This window comes from Streptomyces pilosus, assembly GCF_014649835.1.
GTDB classification, from domain to species: domain Bacteria; phylum Actinomycetota; class Actinomycetes; order Streptomycetales; family Streptomycetaceae; genus Streptomyces; species Streptomyces pilosus.
On sequence record NZ_BMTU01000003.1, the window covers coordinates 222,363 to 246,101 of the forward strand.

Sequence of the window (23,739 nt, forward strand, 5' to 3'; positions counted from 1 at the left end):
AATCATGCTCCTTGGGCATGGGACGAGGTCTCTGCGGCCGGGCTCGAAGGACTCGTCGGACCTGCGGGGGAAGTCTGTCCTTCGGTGGCCGGTACGGCGGCGGAGGTCCCGCCCTTGCGTGCACGCCAGGCGTTACGCAGCATTTCGTGCCACCGCGGGCGCTTGCGCGGCGGGACATGGTCCACACCGCCCAGCGACCACGGATTGCACCGCAGGATGCGCCAGGCCGTGAGTGCTGTGCCCTTGACGGCACCGTGCCGGTCGATGGCCGTGTAGCCGTAGTGGGAACACGACGGGTAGTACTTGCACACCGGCCCCAGCAGCGGACTGATCGTCCACTGGTAGATCTTGATCAGAGCCAGCAGCGGGTACTTCATCGCGCGCCCCCTCCCAGCAGCCGCCGCAGGGCGGCGTCCAGGTCTTGGGCCAGTTGTGCATGGTCGGCGTCGCCCGCACCGGGCAGCGCTCGTACGACTACCAGGCTACCGGGGGGCAGCAGGTCGACTCGCTCGCGCATCAGATGGCGAAGCCTGCGCTTCACCTTGTTGCGCACCACCGCACCTCCCACGGCCTTGCTCACGACGAAACCCGCACGCGACGGGGGAGCGCTCTCCCCAGGCGCATGCGGGTCCGTGGCACCGCTACGTAGGTGGACGACGAGGTGCTGGCGCCCGGCCCGGCGTCCTCGTCGTACCGCGGTCGCGAAGTCCTCGCGCCGCCTCAGCCGGTTGTCGGTGGGCAGCACGACGTCATGACCTGACCGGGATCAGGCGGACAGACGGGCGCGACCCTTGCTGCGGCGGGTCGCGAGAATCGCGCGGCCGGCGCGGGTACGCATACGCAGCCGGAAGCCGTGGGTCTTGGCGCGACGACGGTTGTTCGGCTGGAAGGTGCGCTTGCTCACTCGGGGGCTCCAGAAGAAATCGGTGGTTGCGGGGTGCCGTCCTGGCTGTCACCGTGCGCCCACGAGTAGCTCGCGTTACGCCCGAGTGCACCGCTGACCGATCATCTTGCGCGATCTGTGCCCATCGGAGGCAGGCGGCAGCAGCCATCGACAACTCGACCTGGTTACGGTACGCGCGGCTGCGTCAATCGGTCAAACCAGCGGTCACCGGGAGACACTTGTCCACAGCCTGGGGACAACAACTTGAACCATACCCGCCGCGCTGACTACCGTGGCTGGACTCCGATTCGTTCCCTTGACCCTTCACCACCCGATTTACATCCCGACCCCGTCCTCCGCATCACACGATCGAGGGACCTGTGAGAGAGCGTGCCCTGTGGCTGACGTACCTGCCGATCTTGCCGCAGTGTGGCCACGCGTTCTGGAGCAGCTGCTGGGAGAGGGCCGTGGACAAGGGGTCGAGGGCAAGGACGAGCACTGGATCCGGCGCTGCCAGCCCCTGGCGCTGGTCGCCGACACCGCGCTACTCGCCGTGCCGAACGAGTTCGCCAAGGGTGTGCTCGAGGGGCGCCTCGCGCCCGTCGTCAGCGAGAGCCTGAGCCGCGAGTGCGGCCGGCCGATCCGGATCGCGATCACGGTCGACGACACCGTCGGCGAGCCCCCCGCCCCGCCGGCGCCCCGCCCGCAGCAGCCGCGCTACGAGGAGCCCGAGCTGCCCGCCGTCCGCCAGGAGCGCCCCGATCGCCCCGATCGCCCCGATCGCCACGAGAGGCAGGACCGGGACGCTTACGAGGGCTACGACGGGTACGGCCGCCGCCGCGCCGAACAGCAGCAGGGCCCCTCGGGCGACCAGCAGCTCCCCACCGCCCGCCCCGCCTACCCGTCGGAGTACCAGCGGCCCGAGCCCGGTGCCTGGCCGCGGCCGCCGCAGGAGGAGTACGGCTGGCAGCAGCAGCGTCTCGGCTTCCCGGAACGGGACCCCTACGCCTCGCCGTCCCAGGACGCCTACGGCCCGGGCGACGGGTACGGCCCGCAGGACGGCTACGGCGGCCCGCCCGCCCAGGACTACCGCCCGCAGCCGATGGAGCGGCCGTCCTCCTACGAGCAGCAGCGCCCCGACTACGACCAGCAGCGTCCCGACTACGAGGCGCCGCGCGGCGACTACGACCAGCGCGACGCCCGGCGCCGGGACGTGCCCGACCCGCCCCCCGGCTCGGGGCACGTCCACCGCGGCGGCCCTGTCGGCCCGAACCTGCCCACCACGGGCGCGCCCGGCCCGCTGGCGGCCCAGCCGGCACCGGCGACCGGCCCGGGTGAGCCCACCGCGCGGCTGAACCCGAAGTACCTCTTCGACACGTTCGTCATCGGCGCGTCCAACCGCTTCGCCCACGCGGCCGCGGTCGCCGTCGCCGAGGCACCCGCCAAGGCCTACAACCCGCTGTTCATCTACGGGGAGTCGGGCCTCGGCAAGACGCACCTGCTGCACGCGATCGGGCACTACGCGCGGAGCCTCTACCCGGGCACGCGGGTGCGGTACGTGAGCTCGGAGGAGTTCACCAACGAGTTCATCAACTCGATCCGCGACGGCAAGGGCGACAGCTTCCGCAAGCGGTACCGCGAGATGGACATCCTGCTCGTCGACGACATCCAGTTCCTGGCGGACAAGGAGTCGACGCAGGAGGAGTTCTTCCACACCTTCAACACGCTCCACAACGCCAACAAGCAGATCGTGCTCTCCAGCGACCGGCCGCCCAAGCAGCTGGTCACGCTGGAGGACCGGCTGCGGAACCGTTTCGAGTGGGGTCTGATCACCGACGTCCAGCCGCCGGAGCTGGAGACGCGCATCGCGATCCTGCGCAAGAAGGCGGTCCAGGAGCAGCTCAACGCCCCGCCGGAGGTGCTGGAGTTCATCGCCTCGCGGATCTCGCGGAACATCCGTGAGCTGGAGGGCGCGCTGATCCGGGTGACGGCGTTCGCCTCGCTCAACCGGCAGCCGGTGGACCTGGGGCTGACGGAGATCGTCCTGAAGGACCTGATGCCCGGGGGCGACGACTCGGCCCCGGAGATCACCTCGACGGCCATCATGGGCGCGACCGCGGACTACTTCGGGCTGACGGTGGAGGACCTGTGCGGCACTTCGCGCGGACGCGCCCTGGTGACCGCCCGGCAGATCGCCATGTACCTGTGCCGGGAGCTGACGGACCTGTCGCTGCCGAAGATCGGCGCGCTCTTCGGCGGCCGTGACCACACCACGGTCATGCACGCCGACCGGAAGATCCGCAATCTGATGGCCGAACGGCGCTCGATCTACAACCAGGTCACCGAGCTCACCAACCGCATCAAGGCCGGCTGACAGCCGCCCGGGCAGGTTCAGGGCGCCCCCGGAGGGATCCGGGGGCGCCCTTCTTCGTGCGTCACCCGTCCCACGCTGTTCGATTTCGAGGCCGGGTTACGGCCTCCCTCCACAGATTCGGGGACTTTTTTCCGTCCACATGCTGGGGACCGGGAAGTTGTCCCGATCTTGTCCACAGCAGCGGGGGCGCCCACGCCGTCCGCCCAGGTCAGCCGCCTGTGGATTCGTGGACGAACGATCTCCACAGGGTGTGGACGACGCAGCCGTCCACACCCTGTGCATCAAGTTGTCCACGGGCAACCCACAGGCTGGAGCCGGTTGTCCCCAGTGATCATGCGCTTCTCCACATGGCTGTCCACTGTTCGGCAACGCGACGCGCCTCCTCACCGGGGCGAGTGAAAGGCGTCACACCAAGCTGCCGGAGAGGGCTGTGGGAAAGAGCCACGAACCTGGGGACGAAGCTGGGGAGAACTCGGCCCTCCCTGTGCACGCTGTGTGCAGAACTTTCTGTTCTCCACAGAAACCCCGGGTTGTCCACGGGTGCCGCCCACAGGGCCGGTGGACAAAAAAACCACTCTGAGCTGGGGAAACGAGGTTATCCACGGTATCCACAGCCCCTACTACTACTCCCAACTAGAGAGAGCGAGGAATTCGTTTCGAAGGGGGTCCTGTGCACAACTCGCTGTCTCGGCCCCGGCTGCCCCTCGTCACGACTTGACCCCGAGAGGCACCTACTGTCAGTGCGGTGCGTCAGACTGGTCCCGGTGTCCTTCCCCGCCGAGGGGCGGACGACACCGAGTCAGACGACGAAGCCAGGCAGGGCGAGAAGCGCCGGCAACAGCAGGAGGCGGCAACAGTGAAGATCCGGGTGGAACGCGACGTACTCGCGGAGGCAGTGGCCTGGGCGGCGCGCAGCCTCCCGGCCCGTCCGCCGGCCCCTGTCCTCGCCGGCCTGCTGCTGAAGGCCGAGGAGGGCCAGCTCAGCCTCTCCAGCTTCGACTACGAGGTCTCCGCGCGGGTGTCGGTCGAGGCCGAGGTCGAGGAGGAGGGCACCGTCCTGGTCTCCGGCCGGCTGCTGGCCGACATCTCCCGCGCCCTCCCCAACCGGCCGGTCGAGATCTCCACAGACGGTGTACGGGCGACGGTGGTCTGCGGCTCCTCGCGGTTCACCCTCCACACACTGCCTGTGGAGGAGTACCCGGCCCTGCCGCAGATGCCGAACGCGACGGGCACGGTCCCCGGCGAGGTCTTCGCCTCCGCCGTGCAGCAGGTGGCCATCGCGGCCGGCCGCGACGACACGCTGCCCGTCCTCACCGGTGTGCGCATCGAGATCGAGGGCGACACCGTCACGCTCGCCTCCACCGACCGCTACCGCTTCGCGGTCCGCGAGTTCCTGTGGAAGCCGGAGAACCCGGAGGTCTCCGCGGTCGCCCTGGTGCCCGCCAAGACGCTCCAGGACACCGCCAAGGCGCTCACCAGCGGCGACCAGGTCATCCTGGCGCTGTCCGGCTCGGGCGCGGGCGAGGGCCTGATCGGCTTCGAGGGCGCCGGCCGCCGGACCACCACGCGACTGCTGGAGGGCGACCTCCCGAAGTACCGCACGCTCTTCCCGACGGAGTTCAACAGCGTCGCCGTGATCGAGACCGCGCCCTTCGTGGAGGCCGTCAAGCGCGTGGCCCTGGTTGCCGAGCGCAACACCCCGGTGCGGCTGAGCTTCGAGCAGGGCGTGCTCATCCTGGAGGCCGGGTCCAGCGACGACGCACAGGCTGTGGAAAGGGTCGACGCGCAGCTGGAGGGCGACGACATCTCGATCGCCTTCAACCCGACGTTCCTGCTCGACGGTCTGAGCGCCATCGACTCCCCGGTGGCCCAGCTGTCGTTCACCACGTCCACCAAGCCGGCGCTGCTCAGCGGCCGTCCGGCCGTGGACGCGGAGGCGGACGAGGCCTACAAGTACCTGATCATGCCGGTGCGGCTCAGCGGCTGAGCGGCCGGGCCGACGCCGCGGGTGAGGGCGTGCGTGTGAGCGCGTATGCCCACAGATGTGCGCGAGCGTCCGGGTTTAGGCTCGGACGCCGGTACACAAGTGCCGTCACGCCACGTCGCATACCTAAGGAACTCAACTGATGGAGCTCGGTCTCGTCGGCCTCGGCAAGATGGGCGGCAACATGCGCGAGCGGATCCGCCGCGCAGGCCACACCGTCTTCGGATACGACCGCAACCCGGACCTCGCCGATGTCCACAGCCTGCGGGAGCTTGTGGGCAAGCTCAGCGGTCCGCGCGTGGTGTGGGTGATGGTCCCGGCCGGCGGGCCGACCCAGTCCACCATCGACGAGCTCGCCGGGCTGCTCGAGCCGGGTGACGTCGTCGTGGACGGCGGCAACTCCCGCTGGACGGACGACGAGAAGCACGCCGAACAGCTGGCGGCGAAGGGCATCGGCTTCGTCGACTGCGGCGTCTCCGGCGGCGTCTGGGGCCTGGAGAACGGCTACGCGCTCATGTACGGGGGCGAGGCGGAGAACGTCGCCAAGGTGCAGCCGATATTCGACGCCCTCAAGCCGGAGGGCGACTTCGGTTCGGTGCACGCCGGCAAGGTCGGCGCGGGCCACTTCGCGAAGATGGTCCACAACGGCATCGAGTACGCCATGATGCAGGCCTACGCCGAGGGCTGGGAACTGCTCGAGAAGGTCGACTCGGTGACCGACGTGCGGGAGGTGTTCCGCTCCTGGCAGGAGGGGACCGTCATCCGCTCCTGGCTGCTCGACCTCGCGGTCGACGCACTCGACGAGGACGAGCACCTGGACGGGCTCCGGGGTTACGCACAGGACTCCGGCGAGGGACGCTGGACGGTGGAGGCGGCGATCGACCACGCGGTGCCGCTGCCGGCGATCACCGCGTCGCTGTTCGCGCGGTTCGCCTCCCGGCAGGAGGACTCGCCGCAGATGAAGATGATCGCCGCGCTGCGGAACCAGTTCGGCGGTCACGCGGTCGAGAAGAAGTAATCCACAGGGCACGCACGTCGTCCACAGGGCCGCTCGGCGGTCCGCAACGCCGCGGGGAGGTCGGCGAAACGACCATGCACGTCACGCATCTGTCGCTGGCCGACTTCCGCTCCTACTCCCGGGTCGAGGTCCCGCTCGACCCGGGGGTGACGGCCTTCGTCGGCCCCAACGGGCAGGGCAAGACGAACCTCGTCGAGGCGGTCGGCTACCTCGCCACCCTGGGCAGCCACCGGGTCTCCTCCGACGCCCCTCTGGTCCGCGTGGGCGCCGACCGCGCGATCGTCCGGGCGCAGGTCCGGCAGGGTGAGCGGCAGCAGCTGATCGAGCTGGAGCTGAATCCGGGCCGCGCCAACCGCGCCCGCATCAACAGGTCTTCGCAGGTCAGGCCGCGGGACGTGCTGGGGATCGTCCGCACCGTGCTGTTCGCGCCCGAGGACCTCGCCCTGATCAAGGGCGATCCCGGTGAGCGGCGCCGCTTCCTGGACGAGCTGATCACCGCCCGTTCGCCGCGCATGGCCGGGGTCCGCTCCGACTACGACCGGGTGCTCAAGCAGCGCAACACCCTGCTGAAGTCGGCCGCGCTGGCCCGCCGGCACGGCGGACGCACGCTGGACCTGTCCACGCTCGACGTGTGGGACCAGCACCTGGCGCGGGCCGGCGCCGAGCTCCTGGCGCAGCGGCTGGACCTGATCGGCGCCCTCCAGCCGCTGGCCGACAAGGCGTATGAGCAGCTCGCGCCCGGCGGCGGTCCGGTCGCCCTGGAGTACAAGCCGTCCGCGCCCGGTGAGGCGCACACCCGGGAGGACCTCTACGGGCAGCTGACGGCGGCGCTCGCGGAGGCACGCAAGCAGGAGATCGAGCGGGGCGTCACCCTGGTCGGCCCGCACCGCGACGACCTGCTCCTCAAGCTGGGCCGGATGCCCGCCAAGGGCTACGCCTCGCACGGCGAGTCCTGGTCCTACGCGCTGGCGCTGCGGCTGGCCTCGTACGAACTGCTGCGCGCCGAGGGCAACGAGCCGGTGCTGGTGCTCGACGACGTGTTCGCCGAGCTGGACACGCGGCGCCGCGAACGGCTGGCCGAGCTGGTCGCCGCCGGGGAGCAGGTGCTGGTGACCGCGGCCGTCGACGACGACGTGCCCCAGGTGCTGGCGGGTACGCGGTTCGCCGTGGCCGGGGGGACGGTGGAGCGCGTATGAGCGGGCAGGAGGCGTCGGGGAGCGGGCCCGGGCAGGGCCCGGAGCCCTCCGGTGTGGATCTCGCGCGGGTGGCGTTGCGGGCCGCCAGGGAGGCGGCCCGCGCGCGCGGTGACGCGGCGCAGCAGAAGAAGCAGGCGCGGCGCGGCGGCCTGCGTTCCGGCGCGCGCGCGGACCGGCGCGACCCGATGGCGCTGGGCGCCGCGATCAACCGGTTGCTCACCGAGCGCGGCTGGGAGGCCCCGGCGGCGGTGGGCGGGGTGATGGGGCGCTGGCCGGAGATCGTCGGTGAGGACGTCGCCAAGCACTGCGAGCCGGAGCGGTACGACGAGGACGAGCGGGTGCTGGTGGTGCGCTGCGACTCGACGGCCTGGGCGACCAATCTGCGGCTGCTCGCGCCGACCCTGGTGGCGCGGCTGAACGAGGACCTGGGGCACGGCACGGTGCGGCTGATCAAGGTCGTCGGTCCGGCCGGTCCCGCCCGTCGCTTCGGGCCGCTGCGCGCCCCCGGCAGCACGGGTCCCGGTGACACGTACGGGTGACCGGATGGTCATTTCCGCCTCTTACGGAACACGTGACTGACATCACATCAGGGCTTACCGGTGCCGCGCGGGAGGCGTCGGCGAGGTCCTCTCCCGGTGGTCGCGCAGGGGTCCTCACCACTACCTGACTCCTAAGTAGCAAAGGGTTGACGGCCGGAAGCGCTGAGTGCCGCCGTGGGGCTCTTGGAGCCCCCTTCCGCATATCGGGAGTCGGACGAGACCGGTTGAGGGCGGCACATGCGGACTCAGGTGCCCGCAAACCCCCATCGATGTCAGCGCTACCGGTAGAATGGAAGACAATCCCGCCCCCATCGTGGGGACCGCCCGGGAAAAGCTGAGCAACGCTGATCAAGGCTGACCAACGCAACATGCCGCAGCCGCTCCGGCAACCTGCCGCCGAGCCCGGCTCGTGCTGTGCCAGAAAGGGCGCTTCGTGGCCGATTCCGGCAACCCCAACGAGAACATCCCGTCCACCGACACCGGCGTGAGCAGCGAGGCGACCACCTCGGGCAGCGAGGTCACCGCCTCGTACAACGCCAGTGCCATCACCGTCCTCGAGGGTCTGGACGCGGTCCGCAAGCGACCCGGTATGTACATCGGTTCGACCGGTGAGCGAGGGCTGCACCACCTGGTGCAGGAGGTCGTCGACAACTCCGTCGACGAGGCGCTGGCCGGTCACGCGGACACGATCGACGTGACGATCCTCGCCGACGGCGGCGTCCGGGTCGTCGACAACGGCCGCGGCATCCCGGTGGGCATCGTCCCCTCCGAGGGCAAGCCCGCCGTCGAGGTCGTGCTGACCGTGCTGCACGCGGGCGGCAAGTTCGGCGGCGGCGGTTACGCGGTCTCCGGCGGTCTGCACGGCGTGGGTGTCTCCGTCGTCAACGCCCTGTCCACCCGGGTCGCGGTGGAGGTCAGGACCGACGGCCACCGCTGGACGCAGGACTACAAGCTGGGTGTCCCCACCGCGCCCCTCGCCAAGCACGAGGCCACCGAGGAGACGGGTACGTCGGTCACCTTCTGGGCCGACGGCGACATCTTCGAGACCACCGACTACTCCTTCGAGACGCTCTCCCGGCGCTTCCAGGAGATGGCCTTCCTCAACAAGGGCCTGCGGATCAACCTCACCGACGAGCGCGAGTCGGCGAAGGCCACGGCCGGCGCGGACGAGGCGGGCGAGGACGAGAAGCACGAGGTCAAGAGCGTCTCGTACCACTACGAGGGCGGCATCGTCGACTTCGTGAAGTACCTCAACTCCCGCAAGGGAGACCTGGTGCACCCCACGGTGATCGACCTGGAGGCCGAGGACAGGGACAAGAACCTGTCCCTCGAGGTCGCGATGCAGTGGAACGGCGGCTACACCGAGGGCGTGTACTCCTTCGCCAACATCATCCACACGCACGAGGGCGGCACGCACGAGGAGGGCTTCCGCGCGGCGCTCACCTCGCTGATCAACAAGTACGCGCGGGACAAGAAGCTGCTGCGCGAGAAGGACGACAACCTCACGGGTGACGACATCCGCGAGGGTCTGACGGCGATCATCTCGGTGAAGCTGAGCGAGCCCCAGTTCGAGGGCCAGACCAAGACGAAGCTGGGCAACACCGAGGTCAAGACCTTCGTCCAGAAGGTCGTCTACGAGCACCTGACCGACTGGCTCGACCGCAACCCCAACGAGGCCGCGGACATCATCCGCAAGGGCATCGCGGCGGCCACCGCGCGCGTGGCGGCCCGCAAGGCGCGTGACCTGACGCGGCGCAAGGGCCTGCTGGAGTCGGCGTCCCTGCCGGGCAAGCTGTCCGACTGCCAGTCGAACGACCCCACCAAGTGCGAGATCTTCATCGTCGAGGGCGACTCCGCCGGCGGCTCGGCCAAGTCCGGCCGGAACCCGCAGTACCAGGCGATCCTCCCGATTCGCGGCAAGATCCTCAACGTCGAGAAGGCGCGTATCGACCGGATCCTGCAGAACCAGGAGATCCAGGCGATGATCTCCGCGTTCGGCACCGGTGTGCACGAGGACTTCGACATCGAGAAGCTCCGCTATCACAAGATCATCCTGATGGCGGACGCCGACGTCGACGGCCAGCACATCAACACCCTGCTGCTGACGTTCCTGTTCCGCTTCATGCGGCCGCTGGTCGAGGCCGGGCACGTGTTCCTCTCCCGTCCCCCGCTCTACAAGATCAAGTGGGGCCGGGACGACTTCGAGTACGCGTACTCCGACCGCGAGCGCGACGCGCTGATCGAGATGGGCCGCAACGCCGGCAAGCGCATCCGTGAGGACTCCGTGCAGCGCTTCAAGGGCCTCGGCGAGATGAACGCCGAGGAACTGCGCATCACCACGATGGACCAGGAGCACCGTGTCCTCGGGCAGGTCACCCTGGACGACGCCGCCCAGGCCGACGACCTGTTCTCGGTCCTGATGGGCGAGGACGTCGAGGCCCGCCGCGCGTTCATCCAGCGCAACGCCAAGGACGTCCGCTTCCTCGACATCTGAGTCGGTCTCAGCTGACCGCACCAGGAAGGACCTTCACCAGCAATGACCGACGAGAACACTCCCGTCACGCCTCTCGGGGACGTGGAACCCTCCGCCATGCGCGTCGAGCCCGTCGGGCTCGAGACGGAGATGCAGCGCTCGTACCTCGACTACGCGATGTCCGTCATCGTCTCGCGTGCGCTGCCCGACGTCCGAGACGGCCTCAAGCCCGTCCACCGGCGCGTGCTCTACGCGATGTACGACGGCGGTTACCGCCCCGAGCGCGGCTTCTACAAGTGCGCCCGCGTGGTCGGCGACGTCATGGGCAACTACCACCCGCACGGTGACTCCTCGATCTACGACGCGCTGGTCCGCCTGGCGCAGCCGTGGTCGATGCGAATGCCGCTGGTGGACTCCAACGGCAACTTCGGCTCCCCGGGCAACGACCCGGCGGCGGCGATGCGCTACACCGAGTGCAAGATGGCACCGCTGTCGATGGAGATGGTCCGTGACATCGACGAGGAGACCGTCGACTTCACGGACAACTACGACGGCCGCTCCCAGGAGCCGACCGTCCTGCCGGCCCGCTTCCCGAACCTGCTGATCAACGGCTCGGCCGGTATCGCGGTCGGCATGGCGACCAACATCCCGCCGCACAACCTGCGCGAGGTCGCGGCCGGCGCCCAGTGGTACCTGGAGAACCCGGAGGCCTCCCACGAGGAGCTCCTGGACGCGCTGATCGAGCGGATCAAGGGTCCCGACTTCCCGACCGGCGCCCTCGTGGTCGGCCGCAAGGGCATCGAGGAGGCCTACCGCACGGGCCGCGGCTCGATCACCATGCGCGCGGTGGTCGAGGTCGAGGAGATCCAGAACCGCCAGTGCCTGGTGGTCACGGAGCTGCCCTACCAGACCAACCCCGACAACCTGGCGCAGAAGATCGCCGACCTGGTGAAGGACGGCAAGATCGGCGGCATCGCCGACGTGCGCGACGAGACGTCCTCGCGCACCGGCCAGCGCCTGGTCATCGTGCTGAAGCGGGACGCGGTCGCCAAGGTCGTCCTGAACAACCTCTACAAGCACACCGACCTGCAGACCAACTTCGGCGCCAACATGCTGGCCCTGGTCGACGGAGTGCCGCGCACGCTGTCCCTGGACGCGTTCATCCGGCACTGGGTGACGCACCAGATCGAGGTCATCGTCCGCCGTACGCGCTTCCGGCTGCGCAAGGCCGAGGAGCGGGCGCACATCCTGCGCGGCCTGCTGAAGGCCCTGGACGCCATCGACGAGGTCATCGCCCTGATCCGGCGCAGTGACACCGTCGAGATCGCGCGCGGGGGCCTGATGGACCTCCTGGAGATCGACGACATCCAGGCCAACGCCATCCTCGAGATGCAGCTGCGCCGGCTGGCCGCGCTGGAGCGCCAGAAGATCGTCCAGGAGCACGACGAACTCCAGGCGAAGATCAGCGAGTACAACGACATCCTCGCCTCCCCGGTCCGCCAGCGCGGGATCGTCAGCCAGGAACTCGCCGCGATCGTCGAGAAGTACGGCGACGACCGCAAGACGAAGCTGATCCCCTACGAGGGCGACATGTCCATCGAGGACCTGATCGCCGAAGAGGACATCGTCGTCACGGTCACGCGCGGGGGCTACATCAAGCGCACCAAGACCGACGACTACCGGGCGCAGAAGCGCGGCGGCAAGGGGGTGCGCGGCGCGAAGCTCAAGGAAGACGACATCGTCAACCACTTCTTCGTGTCCACCACCCACCACTGGCTGCTGTTCTTCACCAACAAGGGCCGCGTCTACCGGGTGAAGGCGTACGAGCTCCCCGACGCCGGGCGCGACGCGCGCGGGCAGCACGTGGCGAACCTGCTGGCCTTCCAGCCGGACGAGACGATCGCCCAGATCCGCGCGATCCGGGACTACGAGGCGGTGCCCTACCTGGTCCTGGCCACCAAGGCGGGCCTGGTGAAGAAGACGTCGCTGAAGGACTACGACTCGCCGCGCTCCGGCGGTGTGATCGCGATCAACCTGCGGGAGCAGGAGGACGGAACCGACGACGAACTGATCGGTGCCGAACTCGTCTCGGCCGACGACGATCTCCTGCTGATCAGCAGGAAGGCGCAGTCGATCAGGTTCACGGCCACGGACGACACGCTGCGTCCCATGGGCCGTGCGACCTCGGGTGTCAAGGGCATGAGTTTCCGCGAGGGGGACGAGCTGCTCTCGATGAATGTTGTTCGACCCGGTACGTTCGTGTTCACTGCTACGGACGGCGGGTACGCGAAGCGGACCGCTGTCGACGAGTACCGCGTCCAGGGACGCGGCGGCCTCGGCATCAAGGCCGCCAAGATCGTCGAGGACCGCGGATCCCTCGTCGGCGCGCTGGTGGTCGAGGAGAACGACGAAATCCTCGCCATCACGCTGTCGGGCGGTGTGATTCGTACGCGAGTCAACGAGATCAGGGAAACCGGCCGTGACACCATGGGCGTCCAACTGATCAATCTGGGCAAGCGCGATGCCGTCGTCGGCATCGCCCGTAACGCCGAGGCGGGACGCGAGGCGGAGGAAGTCGACGGCGACGTGGCCGTGGACGACACCACCGACGGGGACGCGACCCCCGGTACGGACGAGGGTGAGGCGCCCTCGGCCGAGTAGCACGAGGAGTGAGTCAGCGTGAGCGGAGCCACGGGCGCCGGACCGGCCGGTACCAGCACGGGAACGGACGGCGGTGGCCGTGGCTCCGCCGCGCGGGCGACCGATCCGCACACGACCAATCTCAAAGCGATCAAGTCGCCCGTCAAGGACGCCTCTTCGTCCGACAGGCAGGGATCCCAGGGGGGAACCGTGACGGACACCCGAGGCCCTCAGGCCGCGCCGGACCAGGGCGCGGGCACACAGACGGCCTCACCGCTGCCGGGGGAACGGCAGTCGCAGCAGCAGGCGGGCCCGTACCACCCGCCGCAGGCCTACCCCGCCCAGGCGGGTGCGGCAGCCGGCCAGACCGGCGCGGTACGGCGCCCGCGCACGGGGGCGCGCACCACCCCGCGGGTGCGCAAGGCGCGCCTGCGCGTGGCCAAGGCCGACCCCTGGTCGGTGATGAAGGTCAGCTTCCTGCTCTCCATCGCGCTCGGCATCTGCACGATCGTCGCGGCCGCGGTGCTGTGGATGGTCATGGACGCGATGGGCGTGTTCTCGACGGTCGGCGGCACGATCTCCGAGGCGACGGGCTCCAACGAGTCGAACGGCTTCGACCTCCAGTCGTTCCTGTCGCTGCCCAACGTCCTGATGTTCACGACGATCATCGCGGTCATCGACGTCGTCCTGGCGACGGCCCTCGCGACCCTCGGCGCGTTCATCTACAACCTCTCCGCCGGTTTCGTGGGCGGCGTCGAGCTGACGCTCGCCGAGGACGAGTGAGCTGCTCAGCACGGTTCCACCGGCTCCTCCGGCAGCCCCGCGACAACCGATTTTGGGACTGCCCCGGTCGTGCGCTAATCTTCAGGGGTCAGCGCGCGGGACACACACCGCAGAGCGCGGCGGGGCTATAGCTCAGTTGGTTAGAGCGCATCCCTGATAAGGATGAGGCCACAGGTTCAAATCCTGTTAGCCCCACCAGCGAGAAGACCCCCAGCCATCACAGGCTGGGGGTCTTCTGTGTGTACGGCTGAAAACAGGCGGTGCGGGAGAGGGCGCCGCTCCCCGGCAGGTCGGAGGGGGCGCCGGCCACGGATCCGCGAGAAGCCGCCAGGACCGCGGTCCCCGTGCCACGGGTCCGGGGACGTGCCGGGGACAGCAGGAGACCCCCGCCGGTGTCGGCGGGGGTCGTCCGGTGCTGGGGCCGCGGTGGCCGTCGGCGCGGCCGGGGAGTCGTCGTCGTGCCGGTGTGCTGTACGCAAGTTCGCCAGGACTCGGAGAAGCAGCGACGGCACGAGGAGGGCTCGGGAGGGGCGGGCGCGGTCAGCCCGGGAGGGGCGGGCGCGGTCAGCGCTGGAGCGGGATGCGGCCGCTGACGGGTTCGGGCCGGGAGGACGCCGTGTCACCGGAGCAGTCCGCGGAGTCCGACTCCGCCTCGCTCTCGTCGACGGAGCTGTGCCGGCAGCCGGGGGACTTCCCGTGGGCCTCGGCGTGGATGCGCTGCTTCATCGTGGGGGGCAAGGCCCTGATCAGTGACCAGGACCAGAGGGGCACCGTCAGCTCAGCCGTCGTGGACGCGCTGTCGCTGTTGCGCGGCTTCTCGGTCTGCGGTACGGCCGCCGAGGCGGTCGTGGTGATCAGTCCGAGCGCCGTGCACAGCGCGAGGAAGGCGGTGACGACGGTGTTCCACAGCTTCATGACCTTGTTCCGGGCCATGGCCCCTCACTTTCGGGTTGGGCGATTTGCGTACTTTCCTCATGATGTGTATGAGGCTCGCGAAGTGGTGGACCGACGCCCGTGGCGCGTGGATGTTCAGATGAACACCACTCGGATGGACGCATGAAGGGAGAAAAGCTGAGAAGACGGGGGGTAAGCCGTGGGGCCACAGCCCGTGGAGAGGTGATCGCTGAGGTGGTCACCGCCCGGTCCGAGGGCCGTGTGTCCCACTCCTACTGCGCCGCGATGCGGGGCAGTTCACGTGGCCGACGCAGGTCACCGATCGGTATCGACCGGTGTGTATAGTCGGGCGCCAGAGGTCCCCTACGTCAACGAAAGACGAGGTCGCGCGGTGAAGAAGCTTCTCCTGGTCGCACTGGCCGCCATCGGCGGGCTCCTCGTGTACCGCCAGATCCAGGCGGATCGCGCCGAGCAGGATCTGTGGACGGAGGCGACTGACTCCGTGCCCACGGGTTCGTGAGTACCGACAGCCCTGGCTGAACAGACCCCGGCCGCCTCGCGGTCGGGGTTTTGTGTGTGCCGGGACCTTGTCCGGGGGCCTCAATCACGCGGCAGGATGGGCGACACGGTGCGACGTCCGGGCAGCGACGAGGGGTGGCGCGTGAGGGGACGGCAGGGTAAGGCGCGGGGACGGGCGGACATCCGGCGGGGCCGGCGCCTGGCCGCCGGGGGCGCGGGCCTGGCGGCCGTGCTGGTGCTGGGAGGCGCTGTGCCGGGGCAGGATGCCTCGGCCCTCGGGACCGCAGGGAAGACAGGCCCCGCCGCCGGCGTCACCGCCCCCGTCGGGGCTCCCCGGCCGGGACCACCCGGGAAGGCGGACCCCGGAACCTACGCCTTCGCCGAGGACGCGCGGCGGATCGACGGCGCCGTGAGCACAACGGACGCCGTGGAACTGCTGCCCGGCCTCTCCTACCGGAGCACCCTCCCGCCGGACGGCAAGGTCCACTACCGGCTGCGCCTCGACGGCACCACGAACCTCTACGCCTCCGCCACCGCCGTCCCCCCGGCCGGCCGCGACGCCCCCGTCACCGACGGGGTCAAGGTGTCCCTGCGCAACAGCGACGGCCGCTCCTGCGACGTGGACACGGCGAGCTTCGGCGCCGGAGGCAGCCCTCACCCGGTCACCGCGTGGGCCATGCGGGAGATCTCCCCCAGGAACTCCCCGTGCGACGACACCGGCACCTACTACCTGACCGTCGAGCGCGCCGACCCTGACGGCAGGAACTCCTCCCCCGACGCCTGGGAGACGGAGCTCACCACGGTGTCGGAGCCGGCACCGGGGACGACCGGCGCCACGAGCGCGCCCGAGGACTGGAACTCCGCCCCTCCCACGCCCGCCACGGGGGAGCCGGAGCGGCGAGCGGGCGGTGCGGGCTTCGCCGTGGCCACCGCGGTCGGCGAGGGAGCGTGGCGGGACGACATACGCCCCGGCCAGACCCTCTTCTACAAGGTCCCCGTCGACTGGGGACAGCAGCTCCACGTCACCGCCGAACTGGGGGGCGCGGGCATGAACGCCGGCGGCTACGCCGCCGCCGCGCTCGACCTGGACCTCTACAACCCCGCCCGCGGCCGCGTCGACGACCTGGGCCTCGGCTACGGCGGCGGCCGGAAGTCCAGGAGCCTCGGACCGTTGCCACCGGTGGCGCACGCCAACCGGTACTCCTCCGCCCGCCAGGTCACGGCGACGCGGTTCGCCGGCTCGTACTACCTCGCCGCGCACCTGACGGCGGAGGTCGCCGACGACTTCGGTGACGGGCCGGTGCCCCTGACCCTGCGGGTGGGGCTGGACGGCACGCCCCAGGACGGACCCGGCTACGCGGGGCAGCCCGTCCCGGCGGACGTCTTCACGGTCACGGGGGAGGACCGGGAGGCGGCGGCCGAGGGCGGGAGTGCGGGCGACGACGCCCCGTACCGGGTGCTCGCGGTGGGCGGCATCGGCACGGGAAGCGCGCTGCTGGTGGGACTCGGCGTGTGGACCCTGGCGGCCCGGCGGCGGGCCCTCCCGTAGACGGCGGGGTCCGGCGGCGGGCCCTCCCGTAGACGGCGGGGTCCGGCGGCGGGCCCTCCCGTAGACGGTGTGGCTCAGATGCGGGTGAGGGCCCAGAAGCCCACGGCGTAGCAGACGAGGGCCAGGAGCAGGAGCGGGACGGCCACCGCGGCCGGGGGGCCGGGACGGCGGCGGCGCCGGCGGTGCGACCGGGGCTGGGTGGTGCCGTGCGGGGTCCCGGCGTCACCCGGGAGCGGCACCGGCGTGCTCTGGGCGGTGTATTCCGCGGTGGACGCGTCGGGGCGGGCGGCCGGCCGTGCCGGGGCGGAGCGCAGCGGACGGGTCGGGTCGTGGGGGGAGACGGCGGGGGCGGCGCCGGCCACCCGGTGCGGTGCGGGGTCCCGGTCCTGGTGCGGGCGGTGCGGTGCGTGTGCGGGGGGAGGCGGAGCGGGCACGGGGGAGGAGGTGTCCGAGCTCCGGGGCGGCGGGAGAGGGAAACTGCCCGTCCCGGACATGCCGGGTGGCCCAGGGGAGGACCCGGGCGGTGTCGTGGGGGAGACACCGCCCCGAAGCGGCTCGGCGGGCACGGAACCGCCGCCACCGCCCGTGTCGTGACCCGGACCGGGCGCCCCCGTGGCCGGACCGGGAGCGGCCGGCCGGGCGGGCTCGGGGTCGGCCGAGCCGTCCCCCGGGGTGTCCGGGGTCTCCGTGATGTCCGTGCCCCGGCCGTGGGGTCGCTCGGAGGTGTCTCCGCCGCTCCCGGCGGGGGATCCTCCCCCGGCCCCCTCCTCGCCGGTGCCGCTCGCCGGATGCTCGCCGGTGGCGTGCGACGGCGGGGACGCACCGGCCCCGCCCGAGCGCACCCCCGAGGCCGCCTTCAGCGGGCCGTCCGCGGCGAAGCCCGGGGGCAGGGGTCCGAGTTGGTCGAAGATCTCGATCAGTTCGTCGTCGGGCCCGGGCTCCGGCAGCAGCTCGGCGGCCGCGGCGAGCGCCTTGCGTGCCCCCGTCGCCGTGCGGAACCGCGCCACGGGGTCCGGCTGGAGCAGCGTGGCCACGACCTGCCAGAGCGGCTCGGGGATGCCCTGGGGGGCACCGGGCGTGCCGTGGTCGGCGAAGTACTGGAGGAGGGCCTTGGCGTCCGGTCTGGCGCCCTCCAGCAGGTACAGCGCCACCAGACCCACGGCGAACAGGTCGGAGGGGAAGTCCGGCTCCGCACCCATCATCTGCTCCGGCGCGAGATAACCGGGCGTGCCCACCACCAGATTGGTCTCGGTAAGCCGGGGCTCGCCCAGCCGCATCGCGATGCCGAAGTCGGACAGCCGCAGCCGCGGCCTGCCCGTACCGGTGGCTTCCAGGAGCACGTTGGCGGGTTTGACGTCACGGTGCACGACGTCCTCCGCGTGCACCGCGGCGAGCCCCGCCAGCAGCTGGTCGAGCAGTGTGCAGACGAAGGCGGGCGGCAGGGGGCCGTAGTCGCCGACGAGGTGGACCAGGGAACCACCGGCGACCAGGTCCATCGTGAACAGGACCTTGTCGTCGTCGGCCGCCCAGCTGGTGGGAGCGAGGACATGGGGATGATCGATCCGCAGCGCCTGCTCACGGACGAAGCGGAGCAGGGAGTGGGCATCGCTCTGCAGCAGGACCTTGGCGGCCACATAACGGCGACGGCGGTGGTCCCAGGCGCGCCACACGGCGCCGACACCCCCGCGTCCGATCGGATCGACCAGCTCGTACCGGCCGGCGAAGACCTCACCCATGGCAGTGCGTCGCTCCTCCCCCTGCGGTGTCCCCCTGTCCCTCCCCGTCCACGAGCGGGACGACTCCCCCGGTGTCGCCCGGCTCTTCCCCCGTGGGGCGGGTCAGTTCTGGTGGGACTGGTAGTGCGTGACCGCGTCGGAGGTGCGGCCGGCGCCGTAGACGCGGAGGAACTCCGCCAGTTCGGGGTGGGTAGGAGCGAGGGTGTCGGCGGCGTCGATGATGTCTCCCGCGGCCGCGACCGAGCGCAGCAGGGACTGGATCTCGCGGACCACCCGCTTGACCGTGGGGGCACCCGAACTGCTCGTCGTCTGCGTGGTGTTGCTGAGCACCGAACCCCCCTGGGACTTCTTGATCTCCTCCATGCGCTCGGTCGCCTCGGCCGCGCTGACGCTGCCGTCGGCGACCTGCCCCGCCAGGTTCTGCAGGAGCTGCACCCGCTGCACCACCGCGGGGTTGCCGATCTTCGCCCGCTGGCCGCTCATCAGCTGCGACAGCATCGGCGCGGAGAGTCCCAGCACCCCCGCCAGACGGGCCTGGTTGAGCCCCAGGTCGTCTATGAGCCTACGGAAGAGCGTCCCCAGCGGCTCCCCGTACCAATTCCGCTGCAGTTCCCGCGCTCTGGCGGTGGCTTCCTGCTGTGCGGCGTCCATTGCGTCTCCCCATCGCTTCCCCATGAACCGTGGTTCGCTGTAGCGAACCACGCCGAGCATCTTACGGAGAGTGGTCGGTCACGGGGACCCCCAATCTTTTTGCGGAATCCCCGGGGGGACCCGGTACTCTGGTGCCGAGCGCCCGCCGAGAAGTGTTCTTCCAGGTGGTCGCTTTCCTTCGGGGCCTTAGCTCAGTTGGTAGAGCGCTGTCTTTGCATGGCAGATGTCAGGGGTTCGACTCCCCTAGGCTCCACAAGCAAACCCCTCCCACCTGCGAAAACGCGGGGGGAGGGGTTCTTGTTTCACGTGAAACGGCGCGGTGGGGCAGGCAACGGTCAAGTCGCCTGCCCCACCGCGCCGTTGGCGGCGGCGTCGCCCGTCAGGTCTCGTCGCGCCGGGCGGCCTCTTCCGCGGCCTCCTTGGCCTCGACCTCGGGGTCGAGCGCGTTCAGGTCGCTGCCGTCCACCGACGTCAGCTGGGACGAGCCCGACACGTCCGTCGCGGCCGGCGGCTCCACCAGCCAGTCGGGGTTGGCCTGCTTGTCCCACCACTTCCAGACGGCGAAGGCGCCGCCGGCCACCGCGCCCAGGAGCAGGGCCTTCCTCGCGGCCCGGCCGGCCTTCGCCCGCCGCTGCTGCTTGCGCACGAGCTTCTGGATCTGCTGGGCCGACACCTGGCCCCGCAGAGCGGCCAGAGCCGCCGCACTGCGAGCCGCTGCCTCCTCACGCGCGGGGCCGGCTGCGGCGATCGCCTGCTCGATCACGGGGCGGGAGTAGTCGGCGGCCTGCCGAGCGGCCGTGCGGGTACGGGCGGCCGCCTGATGGGCGGCCTTGTCGACCTTTGGTGGCACATGCGTCCGGGCCTGTTCCAGATACGGCTGCACATGGGCGCCGTACTGGACACGGGCCTGCCCGGCTGCCTGCGTCACCTTGGGAGCCAGCCGTACGCGGGCTTCCTGTGCGTAGTGCGCGGCCCTGACCTTGGCCGTGTCGGCGTAGGGCGCCACCACTTCCGCGGCGTGCAGCACGCTGTCCTTCGCCGAACCGGTCGCGGCGCGCACGCTGTCGATGCGGGTCACGGGTTCCTCCTCCTCGGTGGCGTACGGTATTTCGACTTTCCACCCTTTTACGGATCATGCCTGCCGGGTCGCTGTCAGTCATGCGCGGACGGGCATCCGGGTGCCGGTGAAGTCGGTCGATTGCGGTAACAGTGCAATAGCGGATGAATCCCGGGCAACGGGCGCCTGTCGTCGACAATGCCACGGATCGCCTCCGCACGCCCCCGTCACGGGGGTACCCGACCTGATTTCGGCGCACCGGACGACCCGGTTGCCCCCCTGTGTCCGCAGGCCGGGCGACTGGGCGCTCCGTCCGTGCGAGGATCAGGGAGTCACGGAAAGACAACGGAAGGCACATCGTGGCTGAGCAGCTCCACGCCACCCTGAAGACCAATCACGGCGACATCGAGGTCCGGCTCTTCCCGAACCACGCGCCGATCACGGTCAAGAACTTCGTCGAGCTCGCCAAGGGCGAGCGGGAGTGGACCCACCCCGAGACCGGGCAGAAGTCCACGGACAAGCTCTACGACGGTACGGTCTTCCACCGGGTGATCAGCGGCTTCATGATCCAGGGCGGTGACCCGCTGGGCAACGGCACCGGTGGTCCCGGCTACCAGTTCGAGGACGAGTTCCACCCGGACCTGCGCTTCGACAAGCCGTACCTGCTGGCGATGGCCAACGCCGGGCCCGGCACCAACGGCTCGCAGTTCTTCATCACCGTCGCCCCGACGGCGTGGCTGAACCGCAAGCACACCATTTTCGGTGAGGTCACCGACGCCGCGAGCCAGAAGGTCATCGACACCATCGCGTCGGCGCAGACCAACCCGCGCACCGACCGCCCGGTCAACGACGTGGTGATCGAGTCGGTCGAGATCCGCGAGGGCTGAGCACCTCGTCCCGGAGTGCGAAAGCCCTCGTAGGGAACCAATCGCCCCGCTCATCCGTAAGGATGGGCGGGGCGGGGCTTTTCCACACGACCTAGGGGACGTCATGGACGACCAGGCTGCCGGCGACGCGCGGGACGCCCAGCGTGTCCCTGTCTGCTACCGGCACCCGGACCGTGAGACCGGCATCCGCTGCACCCGGTGCGAGCGGCCGATCTGCCCGGAGTGCATGATCGACGCCTCGGTCGGTTTCCAGTGCCCGGAGTGCGTCCGCACCGGCTCGGGCACCGGGCACGCGCCCTCCGCCTCCCTGCCCCGCACGCTCGCGGGCGGAACGGTCGCCGCCGATCCCCGGCTGCTCACCAAGATCCTCATCGGGATCAACCTCGCGGTGTTCCTCGCCGTGCAGATCAGGCCCTCGCTGCTGGATCCGCTCGTCCTGGTCGGCGTCTGGCCGCCGGAGCCGTTCCTGCCCCGGGACGGGGTGGCCGAGGGCGAGTGGTACCGCCTGTTCACCTCGATGTTCACGCACGAGGAGATATGGCACATCGCCTTCAACATGCTCGGCCTGTGGTGGCTCGGCGGACCGCTGGAGGAAGCCCTGGGCAGGGCCCGCTTCCTCGCGCTCTACCTGGTCTCGGGCCTCGCGGGCAGTGCGCTGACCTATGTCCTGGCCTCGGGCAGCACGGCCTCGCTCGGCGCGTCCGGTGCGATCTTCGGTCTGTTCGGCGCGATCGCCGTATTGATGCGACGGCTCAACCAGGACATGCGGGGGATCATCGCCCTGCTGGTCATCAATGTGATCATCACCATCGGCTGGAGCAACATCGCCTGGCAGGCCCACCTGGGAGGCTTCGTCGCCGGTGTGGTGATCGGGTACGCCATGGTCCACGCCCCACGGGAACGGCGGGCGCTGGTGCAGTACGGCACCTGCGCGCTGGTGCTGGCCGCGGTCGTGGTGATGACCCTGCTGAGGACGGCGCAGCTCACCTGAGGAACGCGGCGCGGCTCACCTGGGGAACAGAGGTTGTCCACAGAAGGTGGCGGATCTTGTGCACAGGGTGCGCGGAGGTCTGCCCGATCCCGGATCGACCCGCGTTTGTGCAGGTCAGGTGACTTACGAACAGGTTTTCGGTTGGTGGTGTTTCTGTCACACCGGCGTCAACCTTCGAAGGGTTATCCACAGATCGAGTTTGCTGTCCACATGTGGACAAGGCCTGTGGATAACTCAGGGGATAGTCCTGCCCAGAGCTGAGGGGCAGCTCTGGGCAGGACTCCGCTCACCGTGCGGTGGGCGCTACTTCCACTGCGTCGAGACACCGAATCCGGCGGCGATGAACCCGAAGCCCACCACGATGTTCCAGTTGCCCAGGGCGTCGATGGGCAGCGAACCGTCGGTGACGTAGAAGACGACGATCCAGGCCAGGCCGATGAGGAACAGGGCCAGCATCACCGGCGCGACCCAGGCGCGGTTGGTCAGCTTGATCGCGGTCGTCTGCTTGGCCGGCGGCGGCGTGTAGTCGGCCTTCTTGCGGATACGTGACTTCGGCACGAGAGTCTCTCCTGTCGATGCGCTGCGTGGCCGCGCAGGGAACTGGGTCAGGCTCGGAGCAGCGTACAAGGGGACTCTGAGCGCTCCCCCGGGCGTCCGTTAGCGTAGTGCTTCCGCGGCGCCGAAGGAGATAAGGGTACGTTGAGCAATTCTGCCGACTTCCCCGGACCGGGATCCAGTCCTGCCCGGCGACGCCGTGTCCGGCCCGTGCGCATCCTCACCGCGGGCGTCTTCGCCCTGGCGGGACTCATCTTCTTCACCAGCTTCGACACCGCCAAGGGCACCAACATCCGCACGGACGCCTCGCTGCTGAAGCTCTCCGACCTGATCCACGAACGCAGCCGCAAGAACGGCGAGCTGGAGGAGTCCAACGGTGCGTTGCGCGGGGACATCGAGTCCCTCGCCGAGCGCGACGACGGCAGCACCGAGGAGGAGGACGACAAGCTCGCCGCCCTGGAGGAGCGCGCCGGCACGCAGAAGCTCAAGGGCGAGGCGGTGACGGTCACCCTGAACGACGCCCCGCCGGACGCCACCGCCAAGCTCCCCGGTTATCCCGAGCCCCAGCCCGACTACCTGGTCATCCACCAGCAGGACCTCCAGGCCGTGGTGAACGCGATGTGGCAGGGCGGAGCCGAGGGCATCAAGGTCATGGACCAGCGGCTGATCTCCACCAGCGCCGTGCGCTGTGTGGGCAACACCCTGATCCTCCAGGGCCGCGTCTACTCGCCGCCGTACAAGATCACGGCGGTCGGGGACCCGAAGAAGCTGAAGAAGGCCCTGGCTGCCTCGCCGGCGATCCAGAACTACATGGTCTACGTCAACGTCTACGGCCTCGGCTGGCAGGTCGAGGACGAGGGCACGGTGACGCTGCCCGGCTACGCGGGCACCGTAGACCTGCACTACGCCGAGCCCGTGGAGTAGCGGCCCCCGCACGCGCAACCGGACCCGGGCGATGTTTCACGTGGAACATGCCCGGACATCGAGGCGATCGGCCCTGTACCGCGTAC

Annotated in this window: 21 protein-coding genes and 2 tRNA genes; 15 read left to right on the top strand and 8 right to left on the bottom strand. The window is 70.0% G+C overall.

Features of this window, described 5'->3' with window-relative positions; translation table 11 throughout:
* Window positions 1-2: 2 nt before the first annotated feature.
* From yidD to rpmH, 3 genes are read right to left on the bottom strand one after another with little or no spacing between them, the layout of a single operon-like run.
* Entirely contained in the window at window positions 3-377 is a 375-nt protein-coding gene (gene yidD / locus IE118_RS09320; protein WP_189557283.1) for a membrane protein insertion efficiency factor YidD, read from the bottom strand.
* A complete protein-coding gene (gene rnpA, locus IE118_RS09325; RefSeq protein WP_189557284.1) occupies window positions 374-745 on the bottom strand; it encodes a ribonuclease P protein component in 372 nt (123 codons plus the stop codon). Before rnpA ends, yidD begins: the two co-directional genes overlap by 4 nt.
* A gap of 21 nt (window positions 746-766) precedes the next feature.
* The gene (gene rpmH, locus IE118_RS09330) at window positions 767-904 is read right to left on the bottom strand and encodes a 50S ribosomal protein L34 (RefSeq protein ID WP_003975051.1); all 138 of its coding nucleotides are present in this window, start codon (window positions 902-904) and stop codon (window positions 767-769) included.
* A 376-nt stretch (window positions 905-1,280) separates the two neighbouring features.
* On the opposite strand from rpmH, the gene dnaA reads away from it, so the two are divergent.
* From dnaA to IE118_RS09375, 9 genes are all read left to right on the top strand, one after another.
* Window positions 1,281-3,257 (top strand): chromosomal replication initiator protein DnaA, encoded by a 1,977-nt coding sequence (gene dnaA / locus IE118_RS09335; protein WP_189557285.1) that lies wholly within the window; start codon window positions 1,281-1,283, stop codon window positions 3,255-3,257.
* An 856-nt stretch (window positions 3,258-4,113) separates the two neighbouring features.
* Window positions 4,114-5,244 (top strand): DNA polymerase III subunit beta, encoded by a 1,131-nt coding sequence (gene dnaN / locus IE118_RS09340; RefSeq protein WP_189557611.1) that lies wholly within the window; start codon window positions 4,114-4,116, stop codon window positions 5,242-5,244.
* Between the two features lie 139 nt (window positions 5,245-5,383).
* Window positions 5,384-6,259, top strand: a complete 876-nt coding sequence (gnd, locus tag IE118_RS09345) for a phosphogluconate dehydrogenase (NAD(+)-dependent, decarboxylating) (protein WP_189557286.1) — start codon at window positions 5,384-5,386, stop codon at window positions 6,257-6,259.
* A 74-nt stretch (window positions 6,260-6,333) separates the two neighbouring features.
* Entirely contained in the window at window positions 6,334-7,455 is a 1,122-nt protein-coding gene (gene recF / locus IE118_RS09350; protein WP_189557287.1) for a DNA replication/repair protein RecF, read from the top strand.
* Window positions 7,452-7,994 (top strand): DciA family protein, encoded by a 543-nt coding sequence (locus tag IE118_RS09355; protein ID WP_189557288.1) that lies wholly within the window; start codon window positions 7,452-7,454, stop codon window positions 7,992-7,994. The genes recF and IE118_RS09355 overlap by 4 nt, the downstream gene beginning before the upstream one ends.
* A 433-nt stretch (window positions 7,995-8,427) precedes the next feature.
* Window positions 8,428-10,488 carry a DNA topoisomerase (ATP-hydrolyzing) subunit B gene (gyrB, locus tag IE118_RS09360; protein WP_189557289.1) on the top strand — a complete coding sequence of 687 codons (2,061 nt, stop codon included), beginning with the start codon at window positions 8,428-8,430 and terminating at the stop codon, window positions 10,486-10,488.
* A gap of 42 nt (window positions 10,489-10,530) precedes the next feature.
* Window positions 10,531-13,128, top strand: coding sequence for a DNA gyrase subunit A (gyrA, locus tag IE118_RS09365; protein WP_189557290.1), 2,598 nt, complete (start codon window positions 10,531-10,533; stop codon window positions 13,126-13,128).
* An 18-nt stretch (window positions 13,129-13,146) separates the two neighbouring features.
* Window positions 13,147-13,890, top strand: a complete 744-nt coding sequence (locus tag IE118_RS09370; RefSeq protein ID WP_189557291.1) for a DUF3566 domain-containing protein — start codon at window positions 13,147-13,149, stop codon at window positions 13,888-13,890.
* A gap of 121 nt (window positions 13,891-14,011) precedes the next feature.
* Window positions 14,012-14,088: transfer RNA gene (locus IE118_RS09375), tRNA-Ile, on the top strand.
* Window positions 14,089-14,454: 366 nt separating this feature from the next.
* On the opposite strand, the gene IE118_RS09380 is transcribed toward IE118_RS09375, so the two are convergent.
* The gene (locus IE118_RS09380; RefSeq protein WP_189557292.1) at window positions 14,455-14,823 is read right to left on the bottom strand and encodes a DUF6344 domain-containing protein; all 369 of its coding nucleotides are present in this window, start codon (window positions 14,821-14,823) and stop codon (window positions 14,455-14,457) included.
* 352 nt (window positions 14,824-15,175) lie between these two features.
* Between IE118_RS09380 and IE118_RS33985 the strand changes: the two genes are divergently transcribed.
* Together IE118_RS33985 and IE118_RS09390 are read left to right on the top strand one after the other, a co-directional pair.
* Entirely contained in the window at window positions 15,176-15,304 is a 129-nt protein-coding gene (locus IE118_RS33985; RefSeq protein WP_003999697.1) for a DLW-39 family protein, read from the top strand.
* A 96-nt stretch (window positions 15,305-15,400) separates the two neighbouring features.
* Window positions 15,401-16,852 (top strand): hypothetical protein, encoded by a 1,452-nt coding sequence (locus IE118_RS09390; protein ID WP_229846730.1) that lies wholly within the window; start codon window positions 15,401-15,403, stop codon window positions 16,850-16,852.
* Between the two features lie 74 nt (window positions 16,853-16,926).
* Here IE118_RS09390 and IE118_RS09395 read toward each other — a convergent pair whose 3' ends face one another.
* Window positions 16,927-18,588: a protein kinase domain-containing protein gene (locus tag IE118_RS09395; RefSeq protein ID WP_189557295.1), complete on the bottom strand. Its 1,662-nt coding sequence runs from the start codon at window positions 18,586-18,588 to the stop codon at window positions 16,927-16,929.
* A 102-nt stretch (window positions 18,589-18,690) separates the two neighbouring features.
* Window positions 18,691-19,239: a helix-turn-helix domain-containing protein gene (locus IE118_RS09400; protein ID WP_189557296.1), complete on the bottom strand. Its 549-nt coding sequence runs from the start codon at window positions 19,237-19,239 to the stop codon at window positions 18,691-18,693.
* A gap of 180 nt (window positions 19,240-19,419) precedes the next feature.
* On the opposite strand from IE118_RS09400, the gene IE118_RS09405 reads away from it, so the two are divergent.
* A tRNA-Ala gene (locus tag IE118_RS09405) sits at window positions 19,420-19,492 on the top strand.
* Between the two features lie 126 nt (window positions 19,493-19,618).
* Here IE118_RS09405 and IE118_RS09410 read toward each other — a convergent pair.
* Window positions 19,619-20,317, bottom strand: a complete 699-nt coding sequence (locus tag IE118_RS09410; protein WP_189557297.1) for a DUF5324 family protein — start codon at window positions 20,315-20,317, stop codon at window positions 19,619-19,621.
* 338 nt (window positions 20,318-20,655) lie between these two features.
* On the opposite strand from IE118_RS09410, the gene IE118_RS09415 reads away from it, so the two are divergent.
* Together IE118_RS09415 and IE118_RS09420 are read left to right on the top strand one after the other, a co-directional pair.
* Window positions 20,656-21,183 (top strand): peptidylprolyl isomerase, encoded by a 528-nt coding sequence (locus IE118_RS09415; RefSeq protein ID WP_189557298.1) that lies wholly within the window; start codon window positions 20,656-20,658, stop codon window positions 21,181-21,183.
* 103 nt (window positions 21,184-21,286) lie between these two features.
* A complete protein-coding gene (locus tag IE118_RS09420; RefSeq protein ID WP_189557299.1) occupies window positions 21,287-22,174 on the top strand; it encodes a rhomboid family intramembrane serine protease in 888 nt (295 codons plus the stop codon).
* A 303-nt stretch (window positions 22,175-22,477) separates the two neighbouring features.
* Here IE118_RS09420 and crgA read toward each other — a convergent pair whose 3' ends face one another.
* A complete protein-coding gene (gene crgA / locus IE118_RS09425; RefSeq protein WP_053635432.1) occupies window positions 22,478-22,732 on the bottom strand; it encodes a cell division protein CrgA in 255 nt (84 codons plus the stop codon).
* A gap of 141 nt (window positions 22,733-22,873) precedes the next feature.
* Here crgA and IE118_RS09430 point away from each other — a divergent pair, with 141 nt between their 5' ends.
* Window positions 22,874-23,653, top strand: a complete 780-nt coding sequence (locus IE118_RS09430; RefSeq protein ID WP_189557300.1) for a DUF881 domain-containing protein — start codon at window positions 22,874-22,876, stop codon at window positions 23,651-23,653.
* Window positions 23,654-23,739 lie beyond the last annotated feature (86 nt).